General features: G+C 56.7%; 39 protein-coding genes, 2 tRNA genes and 1 pseudogene. 28 read left to right on the top strand and 14 right to left on the bottom strand.

All coding sequences use genetic code 11. The annotated features are described in order from the left end of the window. The first annotated feature begins 100 nt into the window (after positions 1-100). Complete coding sequence (locus tag EFR00_RS30455) at positions 101-730, top strand: recombinase family protein (protein ID WP_077990341.1); 630 nt, start codon at positions 101-103, stop codon at positions 728-730. A gap of 49 nt (positions 731-779) precedes the next feature. Here EFR00_RS30455 and EFR00_RS30450 read toward each other — a convergent pair whose 3' ends face one another. From EFR00_RS30450 to EFR00_RS30440, 3 genes are read right to left on the bottom strand one after another with little or no spacing between them, the layout of a single operon-like run. Continuing rightward, positions 780-1,394 (bottom strand): hypothetical protein, encoded by a 615-nt coding sequence (locus EFR00_RS30450; protein ID WP_077990339.1) that lies wholly within the window; start codon positions 1,392-1,394, stop codon positions 780-782. After that, positions 1,391-1,744, bottom strand: a complete 354-nt coding sequence (locus EFR00_RS30445) for a DUF2293 domain-containing protein (protein ID WP_077990337.1) — start codon at positions 1,742-1,744, stop codon at positions 1,391-1,393. Before EFR00_RS30445 ends, EFR00_RS30450 begins: the two co-directional genes overlap by 4 nt. A gap of 8 nt (positions 1,745-1,752) precedes the next feature. Continuing rightward, complete coding sequence (locus EFR00_RS30440) at positions 1,753-2,148, bottom strand: hypothetical protein (RefSeq protein WP_125864887.1); 396 nt, start codon at positions 2,146-2,148, stop codon at positions 1,753-1,755. Between the two features lie 122 nt (positions 2,149-2,270). On the opposite strand from EFR00_RS30440, the gene EFR00_RS30435 reads away from it, so the two are divergent. The 10 genes from EFR00_RS30435 to EFR00_RS30390 all read left to right on the top strand — a co-directional run bounded on the left by EFR00_RS30435 (position 2,271) and on the right by EFR00_RS30390 (position 9,438). Further along, positions 2,271-2,771, top strand: coding sequence for a hypothetical protein (locus tag EFR00_RS30435; protein ID WP_077990331.1), 501 nt, complete (start codon positions 2,271-2,273; stop codon positions 2,769-2,771). Between the two features lie 340 nt (positions 2,772-3,111). Further along, on the top strand, positions 3,112-4,467 hold the full coding sequence (locus EFR00_RS30430) for a site-specific integrase (RefSeq protein WP_077990329.1): 1,356 nt from the start codon (positions 3,112-3,114) through the stop codon (positions 4,465-4,467). A 99-nt stretch (positions 4,468-4,566) separates the two neighbouring features. Further along, on the top strand, positions 4,567-6,054 hold the full coding sequence (locus tag EFR00_RS30425) for a hypothetical protein (RefSeq protein WP_125864886.1): 1,488 nt from the start codon (positions 4,567-4,569) through the stop codon (positions 6,052-6,054). Between the two features lie 70 nt (positions 6,055-6,124). Further along, on the top strand, positions 6,125-6,340 hold the full coding sequence (locus EFR00_RS30420; protein WP_077990325.1) for a helix-turn-helix transcriptional regulator: 216 nt from the start codon (positions 6,125-6,127) through the stop codon (positions 6,338-6,340). Between the two features lie 10 nt (positions 6,341-6,350). Continuing rightward, entirely contained in the window at positions 6,351-6,566 is a 216-nt protein-coding gene (locus EFR00_RS30415) for a hypothetical protein (RefSeq protein ID WP_125864885.1), read from the top strand. Next, positions 6,563-6,856, top strand: coding sequence for a winged helix domain-containing protein (locus EFR00_RS30410; protein WP_077990322.1), 294 nt, complete (start codon positions 6,563-6,565; stop codon positions 6,854-6,856). The genes EFR00_RS30415 and EFR00_RS30410 overlap by 4 nt, the downstream gene beginning before the upstream one ends. Further along, positions 6,853-7,038 carry a hypothetical protein gene (locus EFR00_RS30405; protein WP_077990319.1) on the top strand — a complete coding sequence of 62 codons (186 nt, stop codon included), beginning with the start codon at positions 6,853-6,855 and terminating at the stop codon, positions 7,036-7,038. Before EFR00_RS30410 ends, EFR00_RS30405 begins: the two co-directional genes overlap by 4 nt. Further along, positions 7,035-7,550 carry a hypothetical protein gene (locus tag EFR00_RS30400; RefSeq protein WP_077990316.1) on the top strand — a complete coding sequence of 172 codons (516 nt, stop codon included), beginning with the start codon at positions 7,035-7,037 and terminating at the stop codon, positions 7,548-7,550. Before EFR00_RS30405 ends, EFR00_RS30400 begins: the two co-directional genes overlap by 4 nt. Continuing rightward, on the top strand, positions 7,547-9,058 hold the full coding sequence (locus EFR00_RS30395) for a YfjI family protein (protein ID WP_077990313.1): 1,512 nt from the start codon (positions 7,547-7,549) through the stop codon (positions 9,056-9,058). Before EFR00_RS30400 ends, EFR00_RS30395 begins: the two co-directional genes overlap by 4 nt. Beyond that, entirely contained in the window at positions 9,055-9,438 is a 384-nt protein-coding gene (locus EFR00_RS30390; RefSeq protein ID WP_077990311.1) for a hypothetical protein, read from the top strand. The genes EFR00_RS30395 and EFR00_RS30390 overlap by 4 nt, the downstream gene beginning before the upstream one ends. Before the next feature lie 325 nt (positions 9,439-9,763). Here the strand turns inward: EFR00_RS30390 and EFR00_RS30385 are convergent, their stop codons facing one another. After that, entirely contained in the window at positions 9,764-10,687 is a 924-nt protein-coding gene (locus tag EFR00_RS30385) for a hypothetical protein (RefSeq protein WP_125864884.1), read from the bottom strand. A 72-nt stretch (positions 10,688-10,759) separates the two neighbouring features. Here EFR00_RS30385 and EFR00_RS30380 point away from each other — a divergent pair, with 72 nt between their 5' ends. The 7 genes from EFR00_RS30380 (at position 10,760) to EFR00_RS30350 (ending at position 14,128) form a co-directional block, all read left to right on the top strand. Then, on the top strand, positions 10,760-10,987 hold the full coding sequence (locus EFR00_RS30380; RefSeq protein WP_077990303.1) for a hypothetical protein: 228 nt from the start codon (positions 10,760-10,762) through the stop codon (positions 10,985-10,987). A 1-nt stretch (position 10,988) separates the two neighbouring features. Then, the gene (locus EFR00_RS30375) at positions 10,989-12,221 is read left to right on the top strand and encodes a hypothetical protein (RefSeq protein WP_077990301.1); all 1,233 of its coding nucleotides are present in this window, start codon (positions 10,989-10,991) and stop codon (positions 12,219-12,221) included. A 3-nt stretch (positions 12,222-12,224) separates the two neighbouring features. Next, a complete protein-coding gene (locus EFR00_RS30370; protein ID WP_077990298.1) occupies positions 12,225-12,572 on the top strand; it encodes a hypothetical protein in 348 nt (115 codons plus the stop codon). Next, the gene (locus EFR00_RS30365; RefSeq protein WP_077990296.1) at positions 12,569-13,084 is read left to right on the top strand and encodes a DUF7338 family protein; all 516 of its coding nucleotides are present in this window, start codon (positions 12,569-12,571) and stop codon (positions 13,082-13,084) included. Before EFR00_RS30370 ends, EFR00_RS30365 begins: the two co-directional genes overlap by 4 nt. Further along, the gene (locus EFR00_RS30360; protein WP_077990288.1) at positions 13,084-13,365 is read left to right on the top strand and encodes a hypothetical protein; all 282 of its coding nucleotides are present in this window, start codon (positions 13,084-13,086) and stop codon (positions 13,363-13,365) included. The genes EFR00_RS30365 and EFR00_RS30360 overlap by 1 nt, the downstream gene beginning before the upstream one ends. Further along, entirely contained in the window at positions 13,355-13,651 is a 297-nt protein-coding gene (locus EFR00_RS30355; protein WP_077990281.1) for a hypothetical protein, read from the top strand. The genes EFR00_RS30360 and EFR00_RS30355 overlap by 11 nt, the downstream gene beginning before the upstream one ends. A gap of 120 nt (positions 13,652-13,771) precedes the next feature. Further along, positions 13,772-14,128: a hypothetical protein gene (locus EFR00_RS30350; protein WP_077990279.1), complete on the top strand. Its 357-nt coding sequence runs from the start codon at positions 13,772-13,774 to the stop codon at positions 14,126-14,128. Positions 14,129-14,830: 702 nt separating this feature from the next. On the opposite strand, the gene EFR00_RS30345 is transcribed toward EFR00_RS30350, so the two are convergent. Together EFR00_RS30345 and EFR00_RS30340 are read right to left on the bottom strand one after the other, a co-directional pair. Next, complete coding sequence (locus EFR00_RS30345; RefSeq protein WP_245435284.1) at positions 14,831-15,106, bottom strand: hypothetical protein; 276 nt, start codon at positions 15,104-15,106, stop codon at positions 14,831-14,833. Then, positions 15,081-15,371: a ribbon-helix-helix domain-containing protein gene (locus EFR00_RS30340; RefSeq protein WP_077990276.1), complete on the bottom strand. Its 291-nt coding sequence runs from the start codon at positions 15,369-15,371 to the stop codon at positions 15,081-15,083. Before EFR00_RS30340 ends, EFR00_RS30345 begins: the two co-directional genes overlap by 26 nt. A gap of 253 nt (positions 15,372-15,624) precedes the next feature. Here EFR00_RS30340 and EFR00_RS30335 point away from each other — a divergent pair, with 253 nt between their 5' ends. Further along, the gene (locus EFR00_RS30335; RefSeq protein ID WP_077990274.1) at positions 15,625-15,846 is read left to right on the top strand and encodes a hypothetical protein; all 222 of its coding nucleotides are present in this window, start codon (positions 15,625-15,627) and stop codon (positions 15,844-15,846) included. Between the two features lie 91 nt (positions 15,847-15,937). Here the strand turns inward: EFR00_RS30335 and EFR00_RS30330 are convergent, their stop codons facing one another. After that, complete coding sequence (locus EFR00_RS30330) at positions 15,938-16,420, bottom strand: hypothetical protein (protein WP_077990272.1); 483 nt, start codon at positions 16,418-16,420, stop codon at positions 15,938-15,940. 14 nt (positions 16,421-16,434) lie between these two features. After that, positions 16,435-16,917, bottom strand: a complete 483-nt coding sequence (locus EFR00_RS30325; RefSeq protein WP_077990270.1) for a hypothetical protein — start codon at positions 16,915-16,917, stop codon at positions 16,435-16,437. 764 nt (positions 16,918-17,681) lie between these two features. Here EFR00_RS30325 and EFR00_RS30315 point away from each other — a divergent pair. Then, entirely contained in the window at positions 17,682-18,128 is a 447-nt protein-coding gene (locus EFR00_RS30315; RefSeq protein ID WP_125864883.1) for a hypothetical protein, read from the top strand. A 165-nt stretch (positions 18,129-18,293) separates the two neighbouring features. On the opposite strand, the gene EFR00_RS33200 is transcribed toward EFR00_RS30315, so the two are convergent. Together EFR00_RS33200 and EFR00_RS30310 are read right to left on the bottom strand one after the other, a co-directional pair. Next, entirely contained in the window at positions 18,294-18,458 is a 165-nt protein-coding gene (locus EFR00_RS33200) for a hypothetical protein (protein WP_167482308.1), read from the bottom strand. A 21-nt stretch (positions 18,459-18,479) separates the two neighbouring features. Beyond that, positions 18,480-18,707 (bottom strand): annotated as a pseudogene (locus tag EFR00_RS30310) (helix-turn-helix domain-containing protein); the annotation flags it as partial. A 77-nt stretch (positions 18,708-18,784) separates the two neighbouring features. On the opposite strand from EFR00_RS30310, the gene EFR00_RS30305 reads away from it, so the two are divergent. The 7 genes from EFR00_RS30305 to EFR00_RS30275 all read left to right on the top strand — a co-directional run bounded on the left by EFR00_RS30305 (position 18,785) and on the right by EFR00_RS30275 (position 21,793). Then, complete coding sequence (locus EFR00_RS30305; RefSeq protein ID WP_077990258.1) at positions 18,785-18,985, top strand: hypothetical protein; 201 nt, start codon at positions 18,785-18,787, stop codon at positions 18,983-18,985. A 22-nt stretch (positions 18,986-19,007) separates the two neighbouring features. Next, entirely contained in the window at positions 19,008-19,355 is a 348-nt protein-coding gene (locus tag EFR00_RS30300) for a hypothetical protein (RefSeq protein WP_077990256.1), read from the top strand. Position 19,356: 1 nt separating this feature from the next. Then, the gene (locus EFR00_RS30295) at positions 19,357-20,241 is read left to right on the top strand and encodes a hypothetical protein (RefSeq protein WP_077990254.1); all 885 of its coding nucleotides are present in this window, start codon (positions 19,357-19,359) and stop codon (positions 20,239-20,241) included. After that, the gene (locus EFR00_RS30290; protein ID WP_077990252.1) at positions 20,238-20,492 is read left to right on the top strand and encodes a hypothetical protein; all 255 of its coding nucleotides are present in this window, start codon (positions 20,238-20,240) and stop codon (positions 20,490-20,492) included. The genes EFR00_RS30295 and EFR00_RS30290 overlap by 4 nt, the downstream gene beginning before the upstream one ends. Then, on the top strand, positions 20,489-20,731 hold the full coding sequence (locus EFR00_RS30285; protein ID WP_077990249.1) for a hypothetical protein: 243 nt from the start codon (positions 20,489-20,491) through the stop codon (positions 20,729-20,731). Before EFR00_RS30290 ends, EFR00_RS30285 begins: the two co-directional genes overlap by 4 nt. Positions 20,732-20,920: 189 nt before the next feature. Beyond that, positions 20,921-21,460 carry a hypothetical protein gene (locus EFR00_RS30280; RefSeq protein WP_077990246.1) on the top strand — a complete coding sequence of 180 codons (540 nt, stop codon included), beginning with the start codon at positions 20,921-20,923 and terminating at the stop codon, positions 21,458-21,460. 99 nt (positions 21,461-21,559) lie between these two features. Next, positions 21,560-21,793 (top strand): hypothetical protein, encoded by a 234-nt coding sequence (locus EFR00_RS30275; protein ID WP_077990243.1) that lies wholly within the window; start codon positions 21,560-21,562, stop codon positions 21,791-21,793. Between the two features lie 126 nt (positions 21,794-21,919). On the opposite strand, the gene EFR00_RS30270 is transcribed toward EFR00_RS30275, so the two are convergent. From EFR00_RS30270 to EFR00_RS30255, 4 genes are all read right to left on the bottom strand, one after another. Further along, positions 21,920-21,996: transfer RNA gene (locus EFR00_RS30270), tRNA-Thr, on the bottom strand. Between the two features lie 104 nt (positions 21,997-22,100). Then, on the bottom strand, positions 22,101-22,556 hold the full coding sequence (locus EFR00_RS30265) for a hypothetical protein (RefSeq protein ID WP_077990241.1): 456 nt from the start codon (positions 22,554-22,556) through the stop codon (positions 22,101-22,103). A gap of 261 nt (positions 22,557-22,817) precedes the next feature. Next, positions 22,818-22,893, bottom strand: a tRNA-Ala gene (locus tag EFR00_RS30260). Positions 22,894-23,041: 148 nt separating this feature from the next. Then, positions 23,042-23,425 carry a TIGR02300 family protein gene (locus EFR00_RS30255; RefSeq protein ID WP_003583384.1) on the bottom strand — a complete coding sequence of 128 codons (384 nt, stop codon included), beginning with the start codon at positions 23,423-23,425 and terminating at the stop codon, positions 23,042-23,044. A 329-nt stretch (positions 23,426-23,754) separates the two neighbouring features. Between EFR00_RS30255 and cmk the strand changes: the two genes are divergently transcribed. Further along, entirely contained in the window at positions 23,755-24,402 is a 648-nt protein-coding gene (gene cmk / locus EFR00_RS30250; protein WP_077990238.1) for a (d)CMP kinase, read from the top strand. Positions 24,403-24,575 lie beyond the last annotated feature (173 nt).

Genomic DNA, 24,575 nt, shown 5'->3' with positions numbered 1-24,575 from the left:
AGCAGACGAACCGCCTAAATCGTGGTTCGATAAATGCCTATTGACAACCCAAACAGAACCAATGATAAGCGAACCATCCAAAACGAACTGAGGTGGTCCCATGCATGTCCGCGCTTACCTCCGTGCCAGCACCAAAGACCAAGATGCCAACCGTGCCAGAGACGACCTATACAGGTTCGCTGAGGAGCGTGAGCTGAAGATCGCGGCCAGCTACGTGGAGAACGAAAGCGGGGCCTCCCTAAAGCGCCCTGAGCTGTTCCGCCTATTGAATGACTGCCACCCTGGCGATGTCCTCCTCGTGGAGCAGGTAGACCGTCTTAGCCGGTTGAACGCTGAGGACTGGGAGCGGCTCAAGACCGAGATACAGAGCCGCAGGGTGAAGGTGGTTGCGCTTGACCTGCCAACCTCGTGGATGATGGCCACTGCTGGCAAGGACGATATTCAGAGCCGCATGCTGGATGCAATCAACGGAATGATGCTCGACATGCTGGCAGCCATTGCCCGCAAAGACTACGAGGACCGCAGAAGGCGGCAGGCTCAAGGCATTGCTAAGGCTAAAGCCGATGGGGCTTATCGAGGTCGCCCTGAGGACGAGGAGCGGAACGCGGGCATCGTGAAGATGCTTGAGAGCGGCATGAGCTGGAACACCATCGTGGCAGCTACTGGTTGCTCACGGTCTACTCTGGCTCGACTGGCGAAACGTGTATCAGGTCAGCCTGTTTCCGTGTGATTCTCAGGCCTTCGTTTCTCCTACCCTGATTATGTGTTTTCACCCCGGTTTAGGGGGGAAGTATACCTTGCTCCCTAAAGCCACTGTTCAGCTTAGCCACGCGGTCCACTTCTGCGCGGTTCTCTGCCTCAAGTTCCTTCAACCGATTGAGGTCAACGAAGGACAGCAGAGGCAAGGTTACCGGCCATTCGAGGTCTGATGGGTGCTGCCATTGCCGCCTCAATTTCGATGGATCGCCCGAGACACGATCAATCAAAGCCGCAACACGGTGCATTCCTGCCGTCTCATCGGTCAGAAAAAATGCACCGAGCTGGAGGTTCCCATTGTCCGCCTTGGGGCCGTATCGATTGAAGTGTGAAAGGTGGCCCTCTCGCATATTCAGGATCGTCCGGGCTTCTGCTTCGGAGACCTCCAACCCGTTCTGAACTGCCCGCCGCAAGCATGCGCCCAAGTCGTGCCCGAGCTGCTTGGACGCCAACTCCCTATCCGTCACTCCACTGTCGACAAGGAGAGCCTTAAGGGCGAGTTCGGTCGCCATCGCCAGTAGATATCCAACAGGCTCCATGTACTCCACGGGGCGGACTTGGTTGCTGATAACAATCCTCGCGCTGTGCCAGTATCGGATCGCAATTGCCAGACGGTAGCCAGCAGCCGGTGTTCTCATTCCTGCCCCTCCCTGATCTCCTCAGCAGGCTGCTCCGTCGCTTTCGGAGGCCGTTTCCACACCTTCAACATGGCATCGATCTTGGGCTGAACCTTCCGCCGTGCAGCTGCTCGCTCTATCCCGTGTAGGAGCAGCGTTTCATACTCGGTCATCAGGTGCCGAAGGCTGGTCTGCATGACAATGCCGACAGCATTACCGAGCGTGGCCCCTTTCCACTCGCGGCCCTCTATCACCTTGGCGATGTAGTCCACCGCGAAGTCAGGGCAGCCGGGATGCTTCTTGCGGATGTGCAAGCAGATGACTTCATAGGGGTAGCGTGAAACGCGTTCCTTACGAGGCGTGCGAGCCATGCCCGCCCTCAGTCACAGACTGTCGGATTGCTGCGACCATCCCAATCGACATAGCAATCCGAATTGCTCATGGCCTTCATCCTCCACCCTATGCCGGGGAGACGCTGGAATGTGCCCATCACCATCACGAAGGCAACGAAAATGGCGAGGCCGGTCGCCCACCCTACCCAGTTTGTTTGGGTTCTCTCAGCGATTTTAACGCCTCCCCAGATCGCACACACGAAGGCTCCTATTACGATGCCGTAGTGGAACGTAAGCGCGAGGAAGTTTTCAACGAACGCCAGCGGATCGCCTTCCCGAATCGCTGGTCCAACCGAAGAGGCAGCGAATAGCGCAGCCACTCCCGTAACCCAGCGGCCCCATATAGGCAGCCTCAACCAAGCAGATACAACGCCGTCGAGCATCTCAGTCCCCTCAACCCTGAGACTGTTGATAGAGCGTGCTTGCAATCCACGCAACATGTCACTTTGCTCTTGGTTTAACAGCGATTATGCACCATCGTTGCTGTTTTCAAAGGCGGGGCATGATGGACTTCCTATCGATCATTCTGGCTGCAATCGGCTGGGGGAAAGACCGAGCGAGCAAGGTCAGCGACTACAGGATTGAGGCGTATCGCCTGAATGCCGAGGTGGCCAGCGAAGCCGCGAGTGTCGTCAACATGCTCACCCTCGTGACACCCGACATTCTAAGGCGTGTCCAAGCGCTCTGGCCTGACCAGCCCGAGGTTCACACGAGCTGCTCCGATACTCTGCGCACCATGCGCAACCAAGCTGAGCAACTTCGTTTGATGGCTGAAGGCTATAAGGCTGAGATTGAAAAGGCCGGTAACGGTACCGACTGGGAGAAGCTCTTGAGACGGCTCCACGAATGGAGAGCCACCGCAGCCAAAGCGCAGCCAGAGGCTGAAGCGATTATCAAGCGATACGAAACCATACTGGCAACTGGCGAGGTGGAAAGTCGCCCGCCGTCTTCGCAGCCCGTGGGCTTCCGCGAGCGTGACCGAGGCTGGGATGCTCCACCTCTCTGACCCAGCGCGAATCGCTGAGTTCAAGCCGAAGCAAAAGATGCATCCTGATGATCCCCAAGGGCTTGGTCAGAATGATTGGTCAGAATGAAAGTTAGCGCGCTCTGTAATACATTGATTTTAAATGAAATATCGCAGCGCCGAAGTGATTGGTGGAGCTAAGCGGGATCGAACCGCTGACCTCTTGCATGCCATGCAATGGGCCGCTCTTTCCGACAGTTTCCTCACGTTTCCCTATCTTCCCCTAAGCCCTTTCATTTCAACAAAAATCTGGTAGTGTCGTTCCGTTAGTTTCCTCTGCTTTCCTTTTCCGTACTTCCCAGGTGGTTCCCGGATTTTGCTGATGGCCAAGAAAGCCGATTCCCCGATCAACTCGTCGACCTCGGCAGAGATTACTCTCAGCCTGATTAAGCGCATTGAACCGGGTGAAAAGGAATTCTTCGTCTCCGACACGGCCGTCACCGGGTTCGCCATCCGGGTTCGCACGACGGGAGCCATGACGTACCTTGTCATCTACCGATTCGGGTCTGGCCGGGAAGCCCCGACCCGGCGCTACACCATCGGCAGCACGAAGAAGGTCACCCCGGATGAAGCTCGGCGCGTTGCCAAGACCGTACTCGCCCAGGTCGTCCAGGGCGGAGATCCGGCGAGGGAGAAGAGCGCCGACCGGGCGTCGCCGACCTTCGACACTTTAAAGGATGATTACCTGCGGACCGTGGACGCGAAGCAGAAGAGCGCGACATACAAGCTCTATGCCCGCTGGCTGAGTATCGCTTCCGAAACACTGGGGCGGAAGAAGGCAAAGGATGTCGCCACGGGCGAGATCGAGAAGCTGCACGTTTCCTTGAAGGACAAGCCCATTACGGCAAACCGAGTCCTTTCCACGGTCAGCTCCATGTACACATGGGGGATGGACACCAAAGCCATTCCCAAGATGGAGAACCCGGCGAGCGGCATCAAGAAGTACCCGGAGGACAATCGCGAACGATACCTGACCAGCGAAGAGCTGGGTCGCCTCGGCGACGCCATTCGCGAGGCTGAAACTGACGGCATCCCATGGGATCCAGATCCTGAGAAGAAGGCCAAGCACGCACCGAAAGCAGAGAATAGGCGGATCAAGATTGACCAGTTCTCCGCTGCCGCCATCCGCCTGTTCATCCTGACTGGCGCCCGCCGCGGCGAAATCCTGAAGCTGAAGTGGTCGAACGTCGATCTGCAACGCGGGCTTCTCTTTCTTGATGACAGCAAGACCAGGAAGAAAACCATCATCTTGAACGGACCCGCGCAGCTCATTCTGACGGAGTTGCCGAAGGTCGGACCTTATGTAGTTCCAGGAGAGCCGAAGGTCCTCGACGAGGGCAAGATCCAGCATCGTCCTCGATCGGACCTCAAGAGACCCTGGCATCACGTCAGGAAACGCGCCGGGCTCGACGCTTCCGCTGACGATCCGAAGCTCCGGGTCCGCATCCACGACCTGCGCCATACCCACGCCTCTGTCGGCGTCGAAGCGAACCTGAGCCTGCAGATCATCGGAAAGCTGCTTGGGCATACGCAGATGAAGACGACCGAGCGTTACGCGCATCTGGCAGACGATCCGAAGCGTCGAGCCTCCGACCTCATCGGCTCGAAAATCGTAGACGCCATGGGCGACCGTCCGAGGCGCGAGAACGTGCATCCATTGCGGCCAGGAAAGAACTGATCGCAAAACATACTGCAGGGATAGGACGGCCATCCGAAAAGCCGGGCAGCACCCCCGGTTTCCCTGCGGCCTAACAGGTGCACAACGCAAGGTGCTGCGGTGTCTCGATATTATCCGGCTGTCAGCCGCAAATCGTTCTGGTTCCACAAACCCTGGCCTCGGGATGCTCCCGATGGATCACATGTATTCCTCGGTAATGCCGTCCTGGCAGTGGGGAGGGCAATTTTTGGAGCTGACTGGTCGGACGAAGATCCGCAGGCGGCCTTCTCTCACAAGGAGAGCGTCGTAGCGGAACGGGCTCGCGTGACGGAGGTAATGGAAAGGCTTGGCGTCGCCATTGCTCGCGGTGACGTCGGTTTTGCGCTCCGTCCGGAGAAATTCGGCGACTTCAAACCGCAAAAGGAAGCAGTCGACACCAGGGCCAGCGCACTAATCGGCTTCGGTAGGGCAAACTGGAATGTCGATGACTTCACGCCCCTGTTTAAGTTCGCGCAGATGAATGACGGCAAGTATCGCGTCGAACAGACACCGCCGCTCGACTGGATTTATTTGGAGCGGCAGACTTTTGAACGTTTCCTCGCTGGGTTGGTCCCGCATATTCCCGGCGATGTCGGTCAAGATAAGGGGGCCATGCAACGGCGGCAGCGCACTACCATTTCCGAAAGAGCGCCAGACCGCCGGAAGGAAATCATTGACCACGTTCGGCAGGGTCGGATGCGTCCAGAAGAGGCTGATCGGATAGCCAAAGAGGAATCATTGCGGCCGTTCGTAGTGTTACCGCCTCCGGGCACAATTGTCCTTCATGAAGAAAGCCTGTGGCCGATTGAAGTCTGTCTCGCTTGGATAATTTGGCGCGACGACCATACCGCGCAGAATTTCCACGAACTTCACAGGCAGATATCAGTCAAGTGGCAGCCGATCTTAGGGGTAACTGGAATAACGGGATTCGCTCTGGAACGAAGACCGGACGTCACCCTTCGGCATGTGACCGCAACAGCCGGCGTTGAGCGGGCTTTCGAGGCTCAGCGCCGGCTCTGGAGAAGGCTGGAGGCTGGAGATATCAAAGCCGTCGCATTTGAACTCTCGTCGGGCCGGATTGTCGAAGTCCCTAATTTTCAATGGGCCTATCTCATCGAGGCCCCTGAACGCCCAGGCACAACAGAGCTTCGTCTTGGGGAAGATTCCCCGCCCCTATACAAGTCGGTTAAAATTCCGCGCGAAGGCATTGTCAGTATTTGGCCGCCGAATGAAAATGGTGCCAGTGCGGTTGCAGATAAACCACCACCTCCCGCAGATATGAACAAGCGGCTCACGCCCTCGAAACAACGTGTTCGAGAAATGGTGACGGCTGCGAGCGCGTTCTTTGACAGCAAGGGTTTCCTCATGTGGACAAAGGACGAAGCTGAACGGGAATTACGGGAATTGTTAGGGGCGTCGCGTTCGCTGTGCCGCGAAATATTCGCTGAGGCGGAAATGACACTCCATTTTCCCGGCGAAAAAGGACGACGAGGTACGCCAAACGAAAATAGATCCAATGAGTTAACGCAATTCCGCCTGAATATTGCTGCCGCGAATATGCGGAATTAGACGGCGAAAGTGCCTCGCAGCACCCTTTCTTTCACAGGACAGGTTTCCTGGTGGTTGAAAGGGACATTACATGATCGATACGGCATCCAATCAGCAGCGCCGCATGCTCCGGACGGAGGACGCGGCCAACTATACGGGTCTCTCGGCTTCAACGCTGAACAAGTTCCGCCTCTCTGGTGAAGGCCCCTCGTACATCAAGATCGGGAAGTCGGTAGTCTACGACCCGGCTGACCTCGACAAGTGGCTTTCGTCCAAGCGCCGTCGCTCCACCTCGGTCGCAGCATAGAGGGGCGGTCATGACAAAAACAACAAACCCGGCGGCGCGTGCAGACGCCATCCGGGTTCTGAAAGTCAAAGCTTTTTCCACCAGCATCGACAATCAGAACCCTACCGAAATGTCGCGCGAACTTCAACCGTCACGCGCTGTTCTTGCGCTGATGCATCGGGCCTCGATCTCGATCCACCATGCTCGTGTCGTGTGCGAGCAGCAGGGACTGGGAGGCTCCGCATGAGCAAGAAGCGCCTCACCATCAGCGCTCGCATCCTTCCAGACGGGAAACCTATCAAGGTTGTCGGCAGAGAGGCTTGGGCACTCCAGAACCTCGCCAACGCCGGCGCCGCAGGCTGCACGCCGATTGATCATCCCGGCCCCCGCTGGTCGTCCTACGTGCTGGACCTCCGTGGCATGGGTTTCGTCATCGAAACGCTCCATGAAGCACATGGCGGCCCGTTTGCCGGGACACATGCTCGCTACGTCCTTCGCTCGGAAATCGAAATCCTGACCGAAGCGGAGGCGGCATGACCAGCGCTCCGAACCATGAACAGAAGGTCGTTGCCGCAGCTCAGTGGCTCGCCGATCAGAAGGAACCGCCAGCAATGGTGGTTCCGATGATCCGGGAGCGCTTTAGTCTCTCCGCACTGGAGGCCTGCGACGCCTGCGCGCTTGCGCAGAAATACAGAACCATCCGGAGGGCCTTCGGATGATCGGCGAACATGATCTGAAACTTGAGCCGATCGGCGCCGCGCAATTCCTTTGGCTTCACCGCCAGGGCGTGAGCGCGTCGCTCCTCGCCTCCATGGCTCCTGTTCAGGTAGCCACTGGCTATCGCGACGCGGACGGAAAGTTCGAACCCGGTCCCGGAGAGACGTTCGTCGTTTTCGAAGAACCCGAAGACCTTATCTTCTGGCAGCCGAAGACGGGCGAATTGCTGACGTGGAATGGTCGGTCCTTCGCGCTGAACGAGGCGCACATCTGGAACCCCGCGACCTACAGCTTCGACGCCAACTTGAACGTCTTTTCCGATGTTCTCGATTGGCTCCGGGCCGATTGCGACGGCGTTGTCGTGATCGACTGGTCGCGGGCCTTCGATCAATTGCGAGAGGCGCCACGTGTCGCCATCGCTGAAAACCTTCTCAAGACATACCGGACGTCGATGCAGCCGCGGCGAATGCCGACACTCTCCGTCATCCCCAACATCGAAAGGCGTGCTGCATGAATGCCCCGACAACCATCTCCATCGCGGATTACGAGCGCGCCAAGAATGACTGGCCGACGCCCGATGCCAGATACCTCCGTTCCGATATTCCGGAGCCCCCGAGTCTCCCCTTGGAAGACGTGTTCTCTCCACGGTGGGCTCGATGGATGCGGATCGCCGCGGAAGCAAAAGCAGCTCCGCCGGATTACGTCATGGCCGCTGTCATGGCATGCTGCGGATCGCTCATCGGAAACGCCCGTTGGGCCAGTCCCTGGCACGGTTGGGCTGAACCTCCCGTCCTCTGGGCTGCTGCCATCGGATCGCCGTCGAGCTGCAAGTCGCCCGCGCTAGACGCCGTCCTTGGCCCCCTGAAGGCCGTCGAGCGGTCAATGCGTGCGCCGTGGGAAACATCGATGGCGGATTGGCGCCAGCGTGCCGAAATTGCGAAGCTCGCCGAAACTGCATGGAAGGATGATGTCAAAGCCGCCCTGAAGGCAGGAAAGAAGGCTCCCGCTCGGCCCGATGGCTGCGATGCAGGACCCGAGCCGAAACCCGTCCGGCTGTCCGTGACGGATACCACCGTGGAAAAGCTTGCGCTCATCGTCGGCGACCAGCCTCGCGGAACGCTTCTTGCGCGCGACGAACTGGCCGGATGGCTCTCGGCCATGAACCGCTATTCCGGCGGATCGGACAGGCCGTTCTGGTTGGAGTCATATGGCGGCCGCAGCTATACGGTGGAACGAATGGGTCGGGACTCTGTGTATATCGGCCATCTTACGGTCGGCGTCCTGGGAGGCATTCAACCGGACAAGCTCCGCCCTCTCCTCACCGGGAACGACGACGACGGACTGCTCGCGAGGCTGATGCCGATCTGGCCGAATCCCGCACCCGTGAAACGTCCGGATGCCGTATTGGATGAGGCCTTCATCGAGGACGCGATGCGCATGCTCCTTTCGTTGCAGATGCCGATCGACGAGGACGGCAGCGTTCGCCCTTGGTTCGTTCCGTTCTCGGACGACGCGAAAGGGTTGCTCGATCAATTCCGGGAAGACGTCCGGCAGTGGGAGGGCAAGGCCGAAGGACTCCTGCTTTCCTTCGTCGGCAAGCTTCCGGGTCTCGCAGTCCGCATTTCCCTGGTGCTTGCGATGATGGACTACGCAAGTGGAGAAGCGGCGGAACCCGCTCAGATCTCGATTGCGCACTTCGGACGAGCTGCCCACTTCATCGAGTCCTATCTCCTTCCGATGGCGCGGCGGGCATATGCAGACGCGTCCGTTTCCACCAAGGATCGGTCGGCTCGCAATCTGGTCAAGCTCATCATCAGCCAGGAGATGAGGCAGTTCAGCACGCGCGACATCCTGCGCATGGACCAGAAAGGGTTCTCCACTGCATCCGAGTTGGACACGCTGATCAAGATTCTGGAAGAAGCCGATGTCCTTCGACAGGCGCCATCCTCTTCCTCACCGCAGGGTGGACGCCCTGCGAAGGTGTTCCTCGTCAACCCGGCGCTGCATGGGAGGAAGTCATGAGCAAGTGGCTCCAGGCAGCAAAGTCACATGGCACGCGTGCTGACAAAACTGACTTTACTGATAAAACCCTTCCTGAAGACGTCCGCGAGGAGGTTTTGTCAGTTGTGTCGGTTCTGTCAGGAGGCCCATTGCCGACCGTCCAGTCGGCCGGCAGTCCCGTGCGTGAACTGATAGAGGCTCTTCAGTCCGACATGGATCTCTACGCAGAGGCGCTGCGCACCCACGGCTCCATGTCCTACGGCCAGGCAATGGACGTCCTTGGCTGGGGCGCCACCAGAGCAGGACAGGCAGAAACCGATCTTCGCGACGCTGGCCGCATCGCGTTCAATAATTTGGGCCGCGCCGTCCTCTCTTCGAACAGCATGGAGAGGAACCAATGAAAGTATTGCCGGTACCGATGGCGCCGGACGAAATAATTTCGATCCGAGAGGCCGCATACAGAGCGCGCGTGTGCACCAAAACCATTCGGCGATGGGTTAAGAGCGAGGGGATCGGACGGCAGTCCACGCATGGCGCTCCATTACAAATCTCAGCCGTGGCGTTGGAAATGAAGGTTTGTGGTGACTATCAAGCGCTGGAGTTATTTCGCGGGAACCATCGTTCCGACCCGCATGTGCAGTTCTACCTCTCAAGAGTTGGTGTAATGGGATAAGTGAGCACGTTGCCTCATTGGATGCACCTGAACGGCGGCAACCACTAAGAAACCTAAAGCCCGAGTAGCGCCTTGATGGCGTTCGCAATTGAAACCATCGATCCCACAACAGGTAAAAGCGCGACGAGTTTCGTCCAAGCGTCCAGGATGAGTGATTTGTCAGGTTCTGAGCTTTTCGCTTCATTTTCGATCGTTCGAGCCAATTCGATCGCGGGACCATTGCCCGCGTCTTCCGCAATGGCCCTTAAAAGCCCCAACTCATTTGCCACGATTCTCGGCGCATCAAGACTTGCTGTCTGGGTTACCGATGCGTGGTCCCCCCGGATAATACTGATATTACCGACGGGCGCGTTCACAGTTATAGTCTCGGCTATTTCAGTTGCTCGCTTTTTAACGTCTTCTCTAATCTCAGTAGTCATGTTCAGCGTTACCTTCTCGTAGGCTCGGTAATACTCTATATCATCTTCTATCTTCGTTATCTGCAAACTCGCAAATGCTGCGCAATTATAAGTAAATAATGCGATGAATGCAAAGTTAACGCTCATTACTAGTAAAGAAACAAGCCCGAATACTAGATCACCGGATGTCGCAGCACTTACGGAAATTACGACACTTACTAAAAACGAAAGTGCGTAAAATATAGCTGCCACACTAAAAAGCTTAGAGAATGCTCTTGTTATCGACTTTAGGTTAGCAAGATAAAGCCTTGATTGTGAATTGCGCGATTTAATCAGTTGCTCGTCTGTTTTTCTTTCATCTTGGCTGCCATTGTCGCCTTCATATTGCGCTAAGTCGGGATAAAGCGTCCGAGTCGAAGAATACTTCGACGGATCGAACGTGCTGAAGTCCCCTTCATAGTACTTTTCTCTCCTGCCTTTTGTTGCCATTCCCTCCCCCAAAGGAATCGTGCCTCTAATAATTGAAACACCTAAAAGTGGCGTTTCGCAATTTATGCTCGCCTTCAGCAGACTAAACAAGTCAACAAATGTCCAATCCCGAAAAAGTCAGTGCACCTTTATGGTTTTGCCAGTTCCTTTCGGAGATGGCCCATGAACTTGATCAAGTCTCGCGACCCTATCGTGCCTATCATGCTCAAGGGTGGCCGCGTCACAGCGACGTTTAGGGAAGCTCTGTTCGACGCCGCAAGACGTGAGGGACTGTCCGCAAACGAGTTCGTCCTGCAGGCCGCGGCGGAAAAGCTGAAAGCGTCGGGCCGCCAATTCACCGGCGTCTTTGCACCTGGTGACATTTTGCTGGGTCAAAGAGGGGAAAATTGACATGGCCAGGAACACCTTCCTCTCGTGGGACACTACGGCCGGCAACAACACCGATGTCGCCGGCATTTACATTGGTGAGGGCTGTCCACCAAGCAACATGAACAACTCAGATCGTGCCATCATGGCTATTCTTCGCCGTGATGTTGACGGCAAGGTCGTTTATGCGGCCAAGGCCACCAACTACACCGCGCTTGCGACCGACAATAACGCCATCCTTCACTTCACGGCTGCAGCGACACTGTCCCTGACGGCCGCCGCAACATTGACGGCTGTTACAGGCCAATGGCACGTCAGAGTGATTGCGGATGGCGGCGATGTGATGATTGATCCAAGCGGTGCCGAGACGGTTGATGGTGCAACCGCGCTCGTTGTTCCAGATGGATATTCTGCCGATATCATCTGCAACGGAACCGCATTTTTCACAGACAAGCTGATAACGAGGTTGAACGCCAAAACCAACGCATCGGACATCGGAAGCTTCGTTATCGGCGGCGTGCTGTCCAATAGCACGAGCGCACCAAATACTCACATTGACATCTCAGGAATCTATGCTCGGTCGGGCTCGTCATTTGTCACGAGTCCATCGGTCTATACAAAGCGGCTAGATGCAGCTTGGGCGGCCGGAACTGGAAACGGGGGCCTAGACACAGGCACAAAGTCGGCCAACACCACATATCGTGTTTGGGTCTTGCACAAGACCGCGGACGGGTCCGCCGACTTCATCTTTTCTACAGCGACGACCGCCGGCGCAGTCACAGTCCCTGCTGGCTATACCATTGTTGCGCCCAATGGCTTCGATATCGGCATGGTTCTTACGGACAGCGGTGGGAACATTATTCGCTTCATTCAGGACGGCAATAATTTCCGCTGGAATGTCACTTCATTTCCGAATGACCTCTCCACAACTGCCGCCCGCGCGATTTCGTTGTTGACCTGCACGCTTCCGACCGGTCGGAGGGTCCTGGGGTTGTTTCAGGCGTTCATAGGCACAAACGCAACCGGAACGGATGTCATCATGGAAATTGCCGATGGCATAAATTCTAATGTTACCCAGTTCATCGAGAACTACGGTTCGAACGGAAGCTCTCGCCTCCGAGCGGTTGTTGAGCAATTCACCAACACCTCAGGACAGGTGAGTGTCGGTCTAACTCTTAATCCAGCGCCTTCGGCGACAACAAACACACTCCAGACACTTGGCTGGCGTGATTACCAGATTCCTCGCATCGGAGCCTGATCCATGTTCATCCGCAGAGAAAACGGCCGGATCGTGGCGGCGTCCGCAAGGCGCCAGACAGACATGACTGTCGAAATTGCTGATGATGACACTGAACTGGTTGCTTTCCTAAATCCGACGCTGGACATCACATCGGTATCGTCGCGCCAATTCAAGCTTCAGTTGTTGTCCGCCGGCCTCCTCGATGCCGTGGATGCTTGGGTTGCACAGCAGGCTCGCGACGTCCAGATCGCCTACGAGTATAGCGGCACTTTCATAAAGGATAGCCCAATGATGAAGGGAGGGTTCGTGGCCATGGGCTTCTCGCCTCAGCAAATCGACGAGTTCTTTGCCGCGGCGGCGCAACTATGATCAAACCCCTCGCGCGCTATCTGCTCTATCTCCCAGTCAATCTGATGTTCGTCTTCATGGCCTACGTTTTCTCGCCGGCGCTCGCTGCATTATCGCTGCTCAGCGGCCCGCGCCTGCCCGGCGTCCTGCAATGGTTCTCAACGCTCGATGCAGACCTGGACGGCGGGATAGCTCAGAGCGTCAAAAGCTATAGAAGTGGTCTTAGCAGTTGGCGACTATGGTGGCAGCGGACGTGCTGGATATGCAGGAACCCGGCTCATGGCTGGCAGTCGCGGTTGCTCGGAATGCCTGCGGCCGGAACCGTCATCATTGAGCAGCAGATCAGCGAAGCCCCTAAAAATCAGTGGTACGTCATGGAGACGGCCAACGGCGTGCGCTTCTTCTGCTGGAAGCGCGATCAGCCGCTGTTCGGCGGCTTCTATCTCAAGCTCTGGTTCGGCTGGGTTAATAAGTCCTACGACGGCCGGAACCACCACTACGCCTTTCAGATCGGACCTAAGCAGAGACAGTAATGGCACGAAGCATCCTCGACCGTATTGTCAAGCTGGAAGGTCGCAATCCGGCCAGACCTCATGAACACCTGACCGACGAGGAATTGGACGCACGGCTTGCGGCGATTGCCGTGAGGATCGAGGCCGAAGCGGGTGTGAAAATGGCCGATTATGTGGAAGCACTGGCCCGTGCGGTGAGCGCAGATGAGCCTCTGCCAGAAGGGATGACGAAGATGGATGTCCAGGGTCTGATCGCATCCTTTCGCAATTTGGCCAGCACCAGGAGTCACCATGCCAAGTAACCTTGTCCCCCGCCTGAACAAACTGGAGCTGATCGCCGGCCCCAAAAAGGAATACCCGAAGGTCGTTCGTCTTGTGGTGAACGAGGCCGAGGAGCAGGACGCCTATAGGCAGGCTGCGGAGATGGGCTTGGATACGAGCCCCGAGAGCAAGGATATCCTCGTCATCCGCCTGATCGCAGCGTCGCCACAACGGCAGGCGAGCATAGACCCGGCAATGGCCGCAATTGCGAACGAGCATGTCTCCGCGCTTCTGGCCGCTGTCAACGGGAAGACACGCAGCAAGTGAAGGCGTCTACGGGCGAAACACCGTTAGAAAACAATCAGAGAAAATCGACGTATGCCAAAAGGTGGAGCACGAAAAGGAGCAGGCCGGAAGCCGGGAACGCTCAATCAGCGTTCGGCGGAGATGGCTGCTGACATCCTCGGATCCGGGAAATCACCCCTCGAATATCTGCTGGAGGTAATGGTGGATGAGAACGCCGACCAGAAGCGCCGGGACTGGGCTGCCGAGAAGGCCGCCGCGTTTATCCATCCTCGACCGGCGCCGACGCCTCGTGCGGTTCAGTTCCAGCTTCCGACAATCGACACGGCCAAGGACATGCCGGGAGCCATCGCTGGAGTCTTGAAGGCGGTGACGGAAGGGGAAATATCGCCATCCGAGGCTCAGAGCGTCGTTGCTATCATCGAGGCCCAACGAAAGGCCGTCGAGACAACGGATCTGTTGGAGCGCATCGAAGCATTAGAAGGTCGCGTCACGAGATAGCCGAACGACCACCCAGTGCGAAAGGCGTTTGTCCTACAGCACGTTAATACGGGTTAGCACAGGAAAATCAGTCGTGACGAAAGAACGGCGCCGTTTGGCGCCATTCTGCATTAACACCGCGATCAGCGCGACCAAGTCGTCGTAGCCTCGAACAGGGGGCCGAAGTGAAGTCGGTACAGGTCGAACGCATGCCGAGTGGCCGCAGAAACAACATGTGCCGGATATTCGTAGGTGAGAGTGCCAGCCGGGCCGGTGATAGTGATTTTGTGAATCATAAGATTGCTCCTTGAGGTGTGCAGCACTATTGCCGCCGCAGCTATTTAGGTTTCAGCGAAATCCCCTCCTCGCCGGCGTTCGATGCCCTCTAGCTCGCATGGTAACGGGCGCAATCTGCACCCCGCCAGCGGGCATGCACGACGCACCAAAACAGATCGGCAAGCCGTTAAAGATGTGAAGGAATGGCAGAGATGGAAGAGCTGGGGCTCAAAGGCGGTGACCTAGGGAGAGACGGACATACGCTTCAAATGCGCAATCCTCTTATTGTTTCAGGAAAAATGGCAAACATCGGCTTCCGCCGCAACGCGACCGCGGAACTAGACCGCCCGTCGAGCCACCTTCGAACACATTTCTCGGGCTGTTCACCGGCCTGAGAAGGTTCGTGGCAGTTTGGGTGATTGTGTACCGGGATGGCTCGCTCACATCTCAATTGTCGTCAGCTTCCATATCAGCGATGTCGTCAGCCAACGCTTCAGCGTGCTCGGACAGGATGGCGGTCACATTGTCGAGAAGCGTCGCCAAGTCGGGGTCGCTGTCAAAAAGTTGTTCCTGCTTTGCCTTCAGCTTTCCGATATAGAAATTGTGGATATGCAGTGAACCGGTCATCTGCGGGAGGGTTGGCATGCTGATGCTCCATTTCGGGTTCGCACGACGGGTGCTCCGAGGATAGCGCGGCTCAGGCACTCCCATCAACATCGCCATCTTCGTCCAACTCGTGCACCGGCAGATAGGTGTTCTTCTCCATCCACTCCCTGACGATAAACCTGATCATGTCATTGCGCGTCTTGCCGAATTCGCCGGACAGATCCCGCAGAGCTTCTTCCATGTCATCGTCAAATGCGATCGATCCGGAGTTTCGCAACAGTAGCGCGGTGCGACGGAGCATGATCTGCAGGTCCGGCCGGGAAACATCTGCGATTCGATTGGCAGCGTCTTCGAGCAGTGTGGCGGTGTCGATAACGGTCATAATGCGTCTCCAGGCTTGGCTCCGCGCAAGATGTCGGCGGCCCGTTTCAGCCTCCATCATGACGGCGGATGCCGATCGACTCCACACCTGAAAAGGCTGGATGTTGCACTGACTAAACCGACAAAACCGACAGAACGGGTTCTGTCGGTAAAGTCAGTTTTGTCAGCGCCGGCTACGAGTTTTTCATGCGTCCCCTTGCTGAATTCAAGGCCGACTCTAAGTCCGTCAATCAGACGCAAGGTAGGAGCCCAACATGGCAGAAGTGAACGTAAGGCTGAGAGCGGTGCAGGACTGCGAGGTGGAGGGAGTGAGACTGCAGCCGGGGGACTTCGCTGGCGTCCAAAATTCTCGCCCATCCGTAAATCATCCTAACGGTCAGAAGATTGAGTACGTCCTGCACACCGTGGCGCCGGTTCGGCAAGGTGACGCCATTGTCACCGAGGGCAAGACGCTCAATCGTCGATCGCTTCAGTGAATAACCGACACAGCCGGGAAACCGGTTTAGTCAGTAAAGTCGGTTTTGTCGGTCACCCTTGAACCAGCCCGCGGCGCCGCGATTGCGGTTGTCACTCAACGTGCCTCGCGCGTTCGAACAGCCCACTCGTCGATGGCGGCGCCTGATATTCGCTCATGGCCTGTTCAAAGCTGGATTGCGCTGCGATGAACATCGTGAAAGGACGTGTCGTCCGGAATCCCTCTATTTCTCCTACGAACACACCTGCTTTCACAGCGGCTTCCTTTTTCGCTGAAGCGTCGGTCATCACATATTCCAGGTATTGGTTCCACGCGAAGTGGCCGTTGGTTGAAGGGAATTTGAATTTGTACATCTCGGCTTTGTAGAACCGCACCATCCGAGTGCGTAAGAAGAGCCAGTAGGCCAGCCAGAATTTGAGGAGCGACAGGAGCCCCACGAGCGGCAGCCCAAGCCAAAGAATGGCGAGTGTGGCAAGGAACGGCAGGGAGGGCTGCTGATCATTTAGCAAGGTGGCAAGGCAAGCGACCACAAGGTCGATGAAGATGTAGAACAGCCAGATAACAAAGGTGCGCACAGTACCTCCGGTCGCTACCCTGCACAGGTGTTGATGCCGTCGCGGACAATCAGCGCCCACTTTGGTCCGAGGGTATCCCTGGCAGAAAGTGCATTCTGGCTTCCGGGCTCGCCTTCCTTAAACATTCGGACCGCAAGGTCCTGATTGTGCCCGCCAGTAACGAACGTTGGGCCGGGATTGTAGACCGTATTGCCGCTGTAATATCCGGTGTTTCCATAGACCGTTGCCGTTCCGGTGGTCGTGTAGGAGCCGGGCATCTGAACAACTCGCGTTGTGTCAGCGCCTGCCTGGCCGACGATGATGTAGCGGTCATAGCCCGCCTTAATCGTCTCGATCGCAGCTTGCTTTGCTGCCACCTTCATCGCGCCTGTGTCGCCGCAGATCGGCGCCGCGCGTGTTTTGATGATGATTTCATTCTGGGCGGTGCGCATTGAACTAGATGCTGCACACGACGACAGGGCGCCGGCAGCCAGCGCGAGCAATATTAGTAGTCTCATGAGTCTCCCTAACCTCTTCGCGCAGCCTAAGACAAGGTTGCAATTTCGCAAGAGGAAAACCGCGAGAGTTGAAAATAAGTCGGATGACTAAACTGACAAAACTGACAAAACCCGGTTTGTCAGTAAAGTCAGTTCTGGCTACTTGGCCTGCCCGAAACGAATTGGCTGGAACACCTCAGTTGCAACCATAAGCACCGCACGAGCCACTGAAGTAATTCCCATCCGAGTCAGTTCCCGAATAGAAAGTCGTGTTGCCTATGCGCCGCTGATTCATGTTCCAGCTATTGCCATCGGCAGCGCGGCCAGTGGTGTACGTCGAATTTCCGTACGTCTGCGAATTCTGCGACCAACTAGAGCCTGTTTCAGCGTTATAGCCCTGCATGTTGGTGGAATTGCCAAACTTCTGAATGTTGTAAGTGTTACCGTTGCTGTCGCTGCATGTCCGGAATGACCCGGTTCCAAAGCATGTTGCCTGAGCAACGGACGAAACACCCGCGACGATGGCAAGCGCAATTGTAATAGATTTTATCATTTTCACGGAAACCCCTCAGTTGCCCGAGGTCATCATCGCAGATTCCGTTGCGACGTCAAATTGCATATAAAGGTATTGTTAACACACACATTAGATGTGATCGTTCCACCGTTTTTGAGCCTGATGGGGAAGCCTCTTGCCGGCTTTGATCGTCACGCCGATATATGAGACGAACAATATATGGAGGTTCATAATGCGATTTAAACTTAAGGCGATTCCGAGAAGTGGACATATGGAGGTTTTTGAATCGCAGACCGCGCATGAACTTGTGGATCACGAAGAGGCCCTACGTGCTCTCGGCGGCGACTATCTCTTTCACTATGAGCTCGATGGCAAAGAACTCGACGCAGCCACACTGGATGAATTTCTCATCAGAGAAGGGCGCACTCGATCGGCGATAGATTTCGCTGGCCGGGCTTTTCATTGGCTGCGAGTTCCGGAAAAGCAGTCTTCGTTTTTTACTTGTAGAGCGGACAACGAAAGCGAGGTCTTGGCCACCGTGGGAGTAGCTGTTGGCGAGGCGCCTGGAACCTGGATGTGGCGAATTCAATCGCCGCGACTGTTAAAAGCAAACGTCCCGAGCGCCGGAATGACCAATGTTGGGCGAGAGCAAGCTGCAGCAAATGCTGAGCGAGCCATCGAGCAGGCGGAACTCAAGCTGAAAGAGCCTCAGATGTAGTCTCTGCGGAGAGCGTTCGCCGTAGAGGCACGATCAATCCATCGAATTGAGCGTCAGGATTGGAATAATATCCGAGCGTAGCACGGTCCTGACAAAACTGACAAAACTGACGAAACCTCCTCGCAGACGTCTTCAGGAAGGGTTTTGTCAGTAAAGTCAGTTTTGTCAGGCAGGTGTTTCTTTCACCGTGAGATATCGACGCAATTCTTCGACTTCCCATCGGGTGACACCGATCAGATCCTCGGCGTCGTCCTCTATCTCTTCGACGATATGCACGAGCGCGGCCCTGAGTGTCCGGAGTTGGTTTTCTGTCAGTTCGACAAGAGCCATTGCACCCCCTTGTTATTCCGGCTTTGCGAGACGGACTCCTGCGCCCCCGCCGTTCTGTGCGATGAACGTTACGCCGGCCGCCTCTAGGCTCTCCCGGATGTCCGCAAGCGTTCGCTCATAGGGTGCCCGCTTCCCAGCCTCAAAATTCGCTATCGTGGCTTTCGCTACCTTCGACGCCACGGACAGTTGATCCTGCGACCATCCCAAAAGGGCACGAGCTGCGCGGCATTGAGCTGCAGAGAGACACAAAATAAATAACCTTACATCAAAAGTGTTGACTTGGCACCTGTGATTAGCTTATATCAAAAGTGTAAGGTTTGAACAAGATGGACGAGAGCGAAGTGAAGCCCCTCAGCGCATATCCGGAAGACAGAGCAAAGTTGCTGGGCTTGTCGAAGGCCGTCCTCGACGACGACAGGTCATCGAAAGAGGCATTTGCCCTCGCCGAACTTGTACAGGCCATCCTGGAAGATGAGCAGTGGGGCTTGAACCGCGGCGTCTGGAAAGCTGGCGACTTCACCAACTGAAACAAACACTGGAGATTGAGCGATGCAGGACAGTGTGATTCTGGCCGCCGCCGAAGGCATGCCAAAATTTGACCGCGCCGCCATCATGTCCCATGCGTGGAAGCTCTACCGCCGAGACTGGGCGAACTCCCGCCCGACCAATGCCCAAGCCCGTCGCAAGTCACTCTCGCGATGCCTCAAGTCCGCATGGATGACTGCGAAATGGAAGGTCGCTGAAACCTTAAAGACCCTCCAGCAACGCGCAGCCGACCGCGTGCTGGAACTGAACACCGAATTGATGCGCATCGATGCTCGCCCCTGGCGGATGCAGACCAGCGCAGACCGAGCCGACATTCTCAACCAAATCGCCATCGTGAAAAGGAGCGCCTGAAATGGCAACCAAAACCCTTCGCAAAAAAACCGTTTCCGACTTCGGGCGCTCTGCCCCGACGTGCGAGGACGAGGAACCATGCTTAGTTGGGCCGCCTCCGCTCCACGAGGGTCTTTCCTTCATCAAGAAGAAGCGTGAAGACGGAGGAGGCTACGACTATTGGGCCGATGTACCCCGCAGCGGCAACTACAGCGCCGATGCGGACCTCGGGCGGCGCCTCGCGGAGGAATTCATCGCCTTCATCGGCAAGCACCATAACGTCGGCAACGCCTCGCTGCTCGGCTCGATCATGCTCGATATGGAGGCGGGCGCCACACGCGGTCATAAAGTCGGCTTTATGAACACCGTCAATAAGTACGCCATGGCTGGCGGGTATCTATCCCAACTACCGCGAGACGAGGAGCAGGAATCAAGTAAGCCGACACACGATCCACGTCCGGAAGCAGTGCTGAAACTGGATGGATTGCTTTCTGAAGCTGCCGCTCTTTTGCGCGCAAACGAAGATCTGCAAATCGCTCAGGTCGCGCTCAATGAACACGGCATCCACACGATGTACAAGATTCCCGGCTTCAGAAAGCCTGATGCGTTGCGCGACAAAATTATCGCCTATCGAGATGGCCTAAGGGCTTTCCGCGAGATGCCAATCGAAACCTTCACGAAGGAAAACGAAGATCAAATCGCGGCGGATATGTACGAGAAACATGAAGACGCGTTGCGGGAATGGAAAGGCGCCGCTCCGAGCCGAGAAGGCGCAATTGAGGCGCTGAAGCTTTTTACCGAAATCGACGTCTTCGAAGGGGATTTCCGCTCTGACGGCACACTCGCTCAGACGTTGCGACTGGCTGCGCTAAAGTATCTGGAAGGCCTCGAAGGGGTGGTAGCATGATGAATATTCTTCCCCACGAGACTGACGGCAAGTTCGACCTTCTGATCGACACCGGCCGCGGCGCCTGGATCCCGATGAGCAAGACCAGCCTGGATGCGCTCCTGCAGAAGTACGACAACGCCTATCCTACCTATACGGAAGGCACTCGCCAGGAACTGATCGAGCGCTGGCGGTACGCCGAGATGATCCAGCTCGTCGAGAGAGCCGCTCCGGTGCCATCTCAGTCGGGTCCATCTAGGAGGGCGGCATGATGCAGCGTCGATCGTTTCTTATCGGAGCGGCTGCAATCTCGGCGCCCGTCGCGTCGACCGCAGCTCAGCCTGTCAAGGTGAGCCTTGAGGAGTTCCTCGCATCGGAAACACCCGAGCAGCGCGCCTTCTGGCATCTGAAGCAGGCCGCAAAGGCAATGAAGGAACACGGCGGTGGTGAATACGTGTTCGGCCTCTCTCTCGAAAACCAAGCTGGCTATCTCGTGAGGAAGTCCTCATGAGGGTATCGAAGCTGCTCGCAATCCTTCAGCGCCTCACCGCCGAGGAGAACAGGAAAATCCTCGAAGAGTTAGATGCTCTAGCACCGAGGAAATGAGTAGGGGCGGTTCTTGGAGCCGCCCTTCACATCTCGGTATTGACGACTCGTTCCTTTCAGTTCAGCTTCTGGTTGGCGGCACTGAGAGGAACGAATGTCTGAAGACCAGAAGCCGCCCCATATCCGCCTTGCTGTCGAAAACGATCAACGCGAACTCGATCGGCGCAACGCCGAGATAGATCTACGTTGGCCTCTGAAGCGGTTAGCCGCCAACTTCCTCCGGATTGTCCGCGGCGCCGGCAGCCCAGCGGAGCTTGGACGGCAGTGCGCCGATGTCGTGAAAGCCTACCGTGACTATCACGACGCTTTGGGCGAATGGCCTAACTCCTATCTGATCAGCGAAACGCTCTCGCTTCGTCACCGGGAATATCACGCAAAGACGGACCGAGCTTGGGAATGGGAAGACGCCATGCGCCAGATGGTGGCCGGTGGCCTGCAGGTGGCGGCCTCACAACTGCTTGAGCAGAACACCCAGCAACGCGCTGGTGAGTCCGAAATGTTCGACGGGCTCCGGGTGATTGAGAAGCAGCGCAGTGAAAACGCGGCCGCACGAATGCAGAAGCCAAAGCCTAAGCCAAAAACGAAGAAGCCCGCCAAGCGCCGCACAAAGCCGGATGATGACTTCGCCTTATAAGACGGTTGGCAGCAGTGACCGGTTTTTGGGTTCCGATAATGTAGGTTTTCGGAAGTTAGAAAAAACGCGGCTTTAACCGCAAAATTTGGAGACAACCGTATGTTCTACGCTCTTCGGCGCCGCGCTGGATCTGACAGACAAACCTTGGTTGAATTTCAGAAGAAAGCCGACATGGCGGCTTCAAGCGTATCCGCAGATAACACCTTCTCGGTCGTTCGCGCCGACGTCGCGCACGCCTGGGTTCGTCAAGGTAACGAGCACGAAACCGGGCTCTTCCTCAAGAATGGAAAACTGCGATACGCTGCTGCTGATAAAGTCGCGAGGAATCTCTGAGCGTGTAGAAGCGGTTAATCACGACGACGGAGGGCTCAATGCGATTAACTACAAAAATATTTTCTACTGCAGCCGATTCCATCTTGCGCCCGCAAATGCTATCATTCGCAGGCGCAAGTAGATGGGTGGAGCGCTCGGCCGGACTCGAACCGGCGACACGGGACCTACGAAGAACCAGCTCTATCCAACTGAGCTACGAGCGCTTAGGCTTTCAGCCAGGCGTCTGGATAGGTGGTCGAAGACCTGTTCAGACGCGAAAGCTTTTGCCTGTCTGACTATTATCCTACTTTACCTCCTTTTCTGCAAGTCACTGACCGGACTCATCAATTTTGTATCCGTCCTCATGTCGAGACGGCGCGCCGCCGAAATCATCGGAGGTGACAAATTCAACGCCGTCGATGATGTAACGGCCGTAGCCGACACGACGCATATGTCCCTTCCTCGTTAAATAACCGATAGCGTTGTAGACTTCCTTCGGGGTGGCATCGAGCCCAGCTTCCCGGACGGCTTCTTTGACGTCCTCGACCGTAACCTCCTGCTTCCGCTGCACGAATCTTACTACCGTGCCCAGAACGTCACCTGCGCGCTCGACTGGGATCGGCCTGACGTATTCAGATATTGCCGCGAGGATAGCCTCTCGGCTCTCCTGGGGGACGTTTTCCAACAACGCTCTGATTTGGTCCGCTACTTCCTGAGAATCGGATGGCAAGCGCTCATTGCTCGCGCCTGTGGACTTCGGGGAAAATTTCGTCACGTGTGCCATGGGCTCAAGTATGCCACGACTCAGACTATGGAGTCGAATCGAATCGGCTCCGAAACAGCGGCACTAGGTTCGCAGTCGGCCGTGCCGCTGGGATGATGACTGACGATACGGTGCGCCGCACTGGAACAAACCCCGCGAAGCCATATCCGTCACTAGGCCATTTTCGCACATCGCGTACTTCCCAGGTGCTTCCCCGTCGAGGACGACGAGCGCGAGCGCACTTGGCTGGGCTACTAACTATTTGATTTGGATGGAGAAATTTGGTGGAGCTAAGCGGGATCGAACCGCTGACCTCTTGCATGCCATGCAAGCGCTCTCCCAGCTGAGCTATAGCCCCATCAAAGGTGGTCCGGCGTGGCCGGTCCTGGGATACTCCAGAGGCGTTCCCTCTGGGGTGGCGGCTTCTTACTTGCGGTTTTCGCAGATGGCAAGCCTAAAAAATCCGACCCGGAATTTTTTTGTAATCCGGGCCGGCATTTGTCTGATCAGACTTCGTCTTCGTCGCCGGTCACGCCGATGATGTCGCTCATGTCGTCATCGTCATCGTCTTCGTCGGGTGTGAGGAAGGTATCGTCGTCGTCATCGCCTTCGATTTCGACATCGTCGTCGCCCATATCCGGGATGTCGTCGCCGGACGCGGCGTCATCGGCATCCTCAAGCGAAACCAGTTCGACTTCGGTGTTTTCGGTATCGACTTCCGCAACCTCGTCTTCCTCGGCGACGTCGGCGATTGCCGAGGTTTCCTCGAAGAAGGACAGGGGGTAGGACTTGCCGGTATAAGGAGAAACGATCGGATCCCGGTTCAGATCGTAGAACTTCTTGCCGGTTTCCGGATCGGTGCGCTTGGTTCCAAGTTCCGCTTTCGCCACTATAAGCCTCGTGAGAATGGCCGAATCCGCGATTCGGCAAAATGCCGTTCAAGCCGGCGTTCCATCGGAATTTATAAGCCGGTCCCCTTAATCGCTGCGGCTTCCCATGTCAAAGCCAAACTTTAGGATCGCAGTGCAGGGTATTTCCGGCACCGGCGGATACCCGGCCGGCGTCCCTCTCGCAACGAGGCGCGGGGGCGGCGGAAGCGGGCGGAGACGGTCGCCGGAACGGGCGGGCTTGCGAAGGAAATGCTGCGCCTTTACAAAGCATTATGCCACGTGTGGCGCCGCGTCGGGGCCCGTAAGCGCCCTGCTCCAGGATTGATCCCATGACGACCAAGACTTTCACCATCGCCATCGACGGCCCGGCGGCGGCCGGCAAGGGCACGCTCTCGCGCCGCATCGCCGAGCTATACGGCTTCCACCATCTCGACACCGGCCTGACCTACCGCGCCACCGCCAAGGCGCTGCTCGACGCCGGTCTGCCGCTCGACGACGAGGCGGTGGCGGAAAAGATGGCGCTGGAGGTTGAACTTGGCGGGCTCGATCGCGATATACTTTCGCAACACGAGATCGGCGAAGCCGCCTCGAAGATCGCCGTAATGCCGGCGGTGCGCCGGGCGCTCGTCGAGGCGCAGCGGCGGTTCTCGGAAAAGGCGCCGGGCACGGTGCTCGACGGGCGCGATATCGGCACGGTCGTCTGCCCGGATGCGCCGGTAAAACTATATGTGACGGCGTCGCCGCAGGTGCGCGCGAGACGCCGTTATGACGAGATTGTCGGCAAGGGTGCGACGGCGGATTTCGATGCGATTTTCGAGGACGTCAAGCGGCGCGACGAACGCGACATGGGACGGGCCGACAGCCCTTTGAAACCAGCTGATGATGCGCACTTGCTTGATACGTCGGAAATGAGTATAGAGGCCGCGTTTCAAGCTGCGCAATCGATCATCGATGCAGTCTTGAGCCGAAATGCCTAAATTCAAGCGATTTTGCATGCTGAGACGCATGGATCGCTTTTATGCAGCCTGAAATTCCGTCCAAGCGCCGGATTGCCTTCGTGAGAGAGGGCGGACTGGGTTCAGGCCCGTTCAACGCAAACCAACCGGCGCGCACGTGTCCGATTCCATGTTCGGGACACGCAGGAGATTTT

The sequence above is a fragment of the Rhizobium sophoriradicis genome, assembly GCF_003939025.1.
GTDB classification, from domain to species: domain Bacteria; phylum Pseudomonadota; class Alphaproteobacteria; order Rhizobiales; family Rhizobiaceae; genus Rhizobium; species Rhizobium sophoriradicis.
This window is presented reverse-complemented; position numbering and strand designations above follow the sequence as displayed.

Bases quoted from the DNA above. Each gene is read 5' to 3' on its own strand.
- EFR00_RS30455 (WP_077990341.1), top strand. From the start codon at position 101: ATGCATGTCCGCGCTTACCTCCGTGCCAGCACCAAAGACCAAGATGCC.
- EFR00_RS30450 (WP_077990339.1), bottom strand. From the start codon at position 1,394: ATGAGAACACCGGCTGCTGGCTACCGTCTGGCAATTGCGATCCGATAC.
- EFR00_RS30445 (WP_077990337.1), bottom strand. From the start codon at position 1,744: ATGGCTCGCACGCCTCGTAAGGAACGCGTTTCACGCTACCCCTATGAA.
- EFR00_RS30440 (WP_125864887.1), bottom strand. From the start codon at position 2,148: ATGCTCGACGGCGTTGTATCTGCTTGGTTGAGGCTGCCTATATGGGGC.
- EFR00_RS30435 (WP_077990331.1), top strand. From the start codon at position 2,271: ATGGACTTCCTATCGATCATTCTGGCTGCAATCGGCTGGGGGAAAGAC.
- EFR00_RS30430 (WP_077990329.1), top strand. From the start codon at position 3,112: ATGGCCAAGAAAGCCGATTCCCCGATCAACTCGTCGACCTCGGCAGAG.
- EFR00_RS30420 (WP_077990325.1), top strand. From the start codon at position 6,125: ATGATCGATACGGCATCCAATCAGCAGCGCCGCATGCTCCGGACGGAG.
- EFR00_RS30415 (WP_125864885.1), top strand. From the start codon at position 6,351: ATGACAAAAACAACAAACCCGGCGGCGCGTGCAGACGCCATCCGGGTT.
- EFR00_RS30410 (WP_077990322.1), top strand. From the start codon at position 6,563: ATGAGCAAGAAGCGCCTCACCATCAGCGCTCGCATCCTTCCAGACGGG.
- EFR00_RS30405 (WP_077990319.1), top strand. From the start codon at position 6,853: ATGACCAGCGCTCCGAACCATGAACAGAAGGTCGTTGCCGCAGCTCAG.
- EFR00_RS30400 (WP_077990316.1), top strand. From the start codon at position 7,035: ATGATCGGCGAACATGATCTGAAACTTGAGCCGATCGGCGCCGCGCAA.
- EFR00_RS30395 (WP_077990313.1), top strand. From the start codon at position 7,547: ATGAATGCCCCGACAACCATCTCCATCGCGGATTACGAGCGCGCCAAG.
- EFR00_RS30390 (WP_077990311.1), top strand. From the start codon at position 9,055: ATGAGCAAGTGGCTCCAGGCAGCAAAGTCACATGGCACGCGTGCTGAC.
- EFR00_RS30380 (WP_077990303.1), top strand. From the start codon at position 10,760: ATGAACTTGATCAAGTCTCGCGACCCTATCGTGCCTATCATGCTCAAG.
- EFR00_RS30375 (WP_077990301.1), top strand. From the start codon at position 10,989: ATGGCCAGGAACACCTTCCTCTCGTGGGACACTACGGCCGGCAACAAC.
- EFR00_RS30370 (WP_077990298.1), top strand. From the start codon at position 12,225: ATGTTCATCCGCAGAGAAAACGGCCGGATCGTGGCGGCGTCCGCAAGG.
- EFR00_RS30365 (WP_077990296.1), top strand. From the start codon at position 12,569: ATGATCAAACCCCTCGCGCGCTATCTGCTCTATCTCCCAGTCAATCTG.
- EFR00_RS30360 (WP_077990288.1), top strand. From the start codon at position 13,084: ATGGCACGAAGCATCCTCGACCGTATTGTCAAGCTGGAAGGTCGCAAT.
- EFR00_RS30355 (WP_077990281.1), top strand. From the start codon at position 13,355: ATGCCAAGTAACCTTGTCCCCCGCCTGAACAAACTGGAGCTGATCGCC.
- EFR00_RS30350 (WP_077990279.1), top strand. From the start codon at position 13,772: ATGGCTGCTGACATCCTCGGATCCGGGAAATCACCCCTCGAATATCTG.
- EFR00_RS30345 (WP_245435284.1), bottom strand. From the start codon at position 15,106: ATGGCGATGTTGATGGGAGTGCCTGAGCCGCGCTATCCTCGGAGCACC.
- EFR00_RS30340 (WP_077990276.1), bottom strand. From the start codon at position 15,371: ATGACCGTTATCGACACCGCCACACTGCTCGAAGACGCTGCCAATCGA.
- EFR00_RS30335 (WP_077990274.1), top strand. From the start codon at position 15,625: ATGGCAGAAGTGAACGTAAGGCTGAGAGCGGTGCAGGACTGCGAGGTG.
- EFR00_RS30325 (WP_077990270.1), bottom strand. From the start codon at position 16,917: ATGAGACTACTAATATTGCTCGCGCTGGCTGCCGGCGCCCTGTCGTCG.
- EFR00_RS30315 (WP_125864883.1), top strand. From the start codon at position 17,682: ATGGAGGTTTTTGAATCGCAGACCGCGCATGAACTTGTGGATCACGAA.
- EFR00_RS33200 (WP_167482308.1), bottom strand. From the start codon at position 18,458: ATGGCTCTTGTCGAACTGACAGAAAACCAACTCCGGACACTCAGGGCC.
- EFR00_RS30305 (WP_077990258.1), top strand. From the start codon at position 18,785: ATGGACGAGAGCGAAGTGAAGCCCCTCAGCGCATATCCGGAAGACAGA.
- EFR00_RS30300 (WP_077990256.1), top strand. From the start codon at position 19,008: ATGCAGGACAGTGTGATTCTGGCCGCCGCCGAAGGCATGCCAAAATTT.
- EFR00_RS30295 (WP_077990254.1), top strand. From the start codon at position 19,357: ATGGCAACCAAAACCCTTCGCAAAAAAACCGTTTCCGACTTCGGGCGC.
- EFR00_RS30290 (WP_077990252.1), top strand. From the start codon at position 20,238: ATGATGAATATTCTTCCCCACGAGACTGACGGCAAGTTCGACCTTCTG.
- EFR00_RS30285 (WP_077990249.1), top strand. From the start codon at position 20,489: ATGATGCAGCGTCGATCGTTTCTTATCGGAGCGGCTGCAATCTCGGCG.
- EFR00_RS30280 (WP_077990246.1), top strand. From the start codon at position 20,921: ATGTCTGAAGACCAGAAGCCGCCCCATATCCGCCTTGCTGTCGAAAAC.
- EFR00_RS30275 (WP_077990243.1), top strand. From the start codon at position 21,560: ATGTTCTACGCTCTTCGGCGCCGCGCTGGATCTGACAGACAAACCTTG.
- EFR00_RS30265 (WP_077990241.1), bottom strand. From the start codon at position 22,556: ATGGCACACGTGACGAAATTTTCCCCGAAGTCCACAGGCGCGAGCAAT.
- cmk (WP_077990238.1), top strand. From the start codon at position 23,755: ATGACGACCAAGACTTTCACCATCGCCATCGACGGCCCGGCGGCGGCC.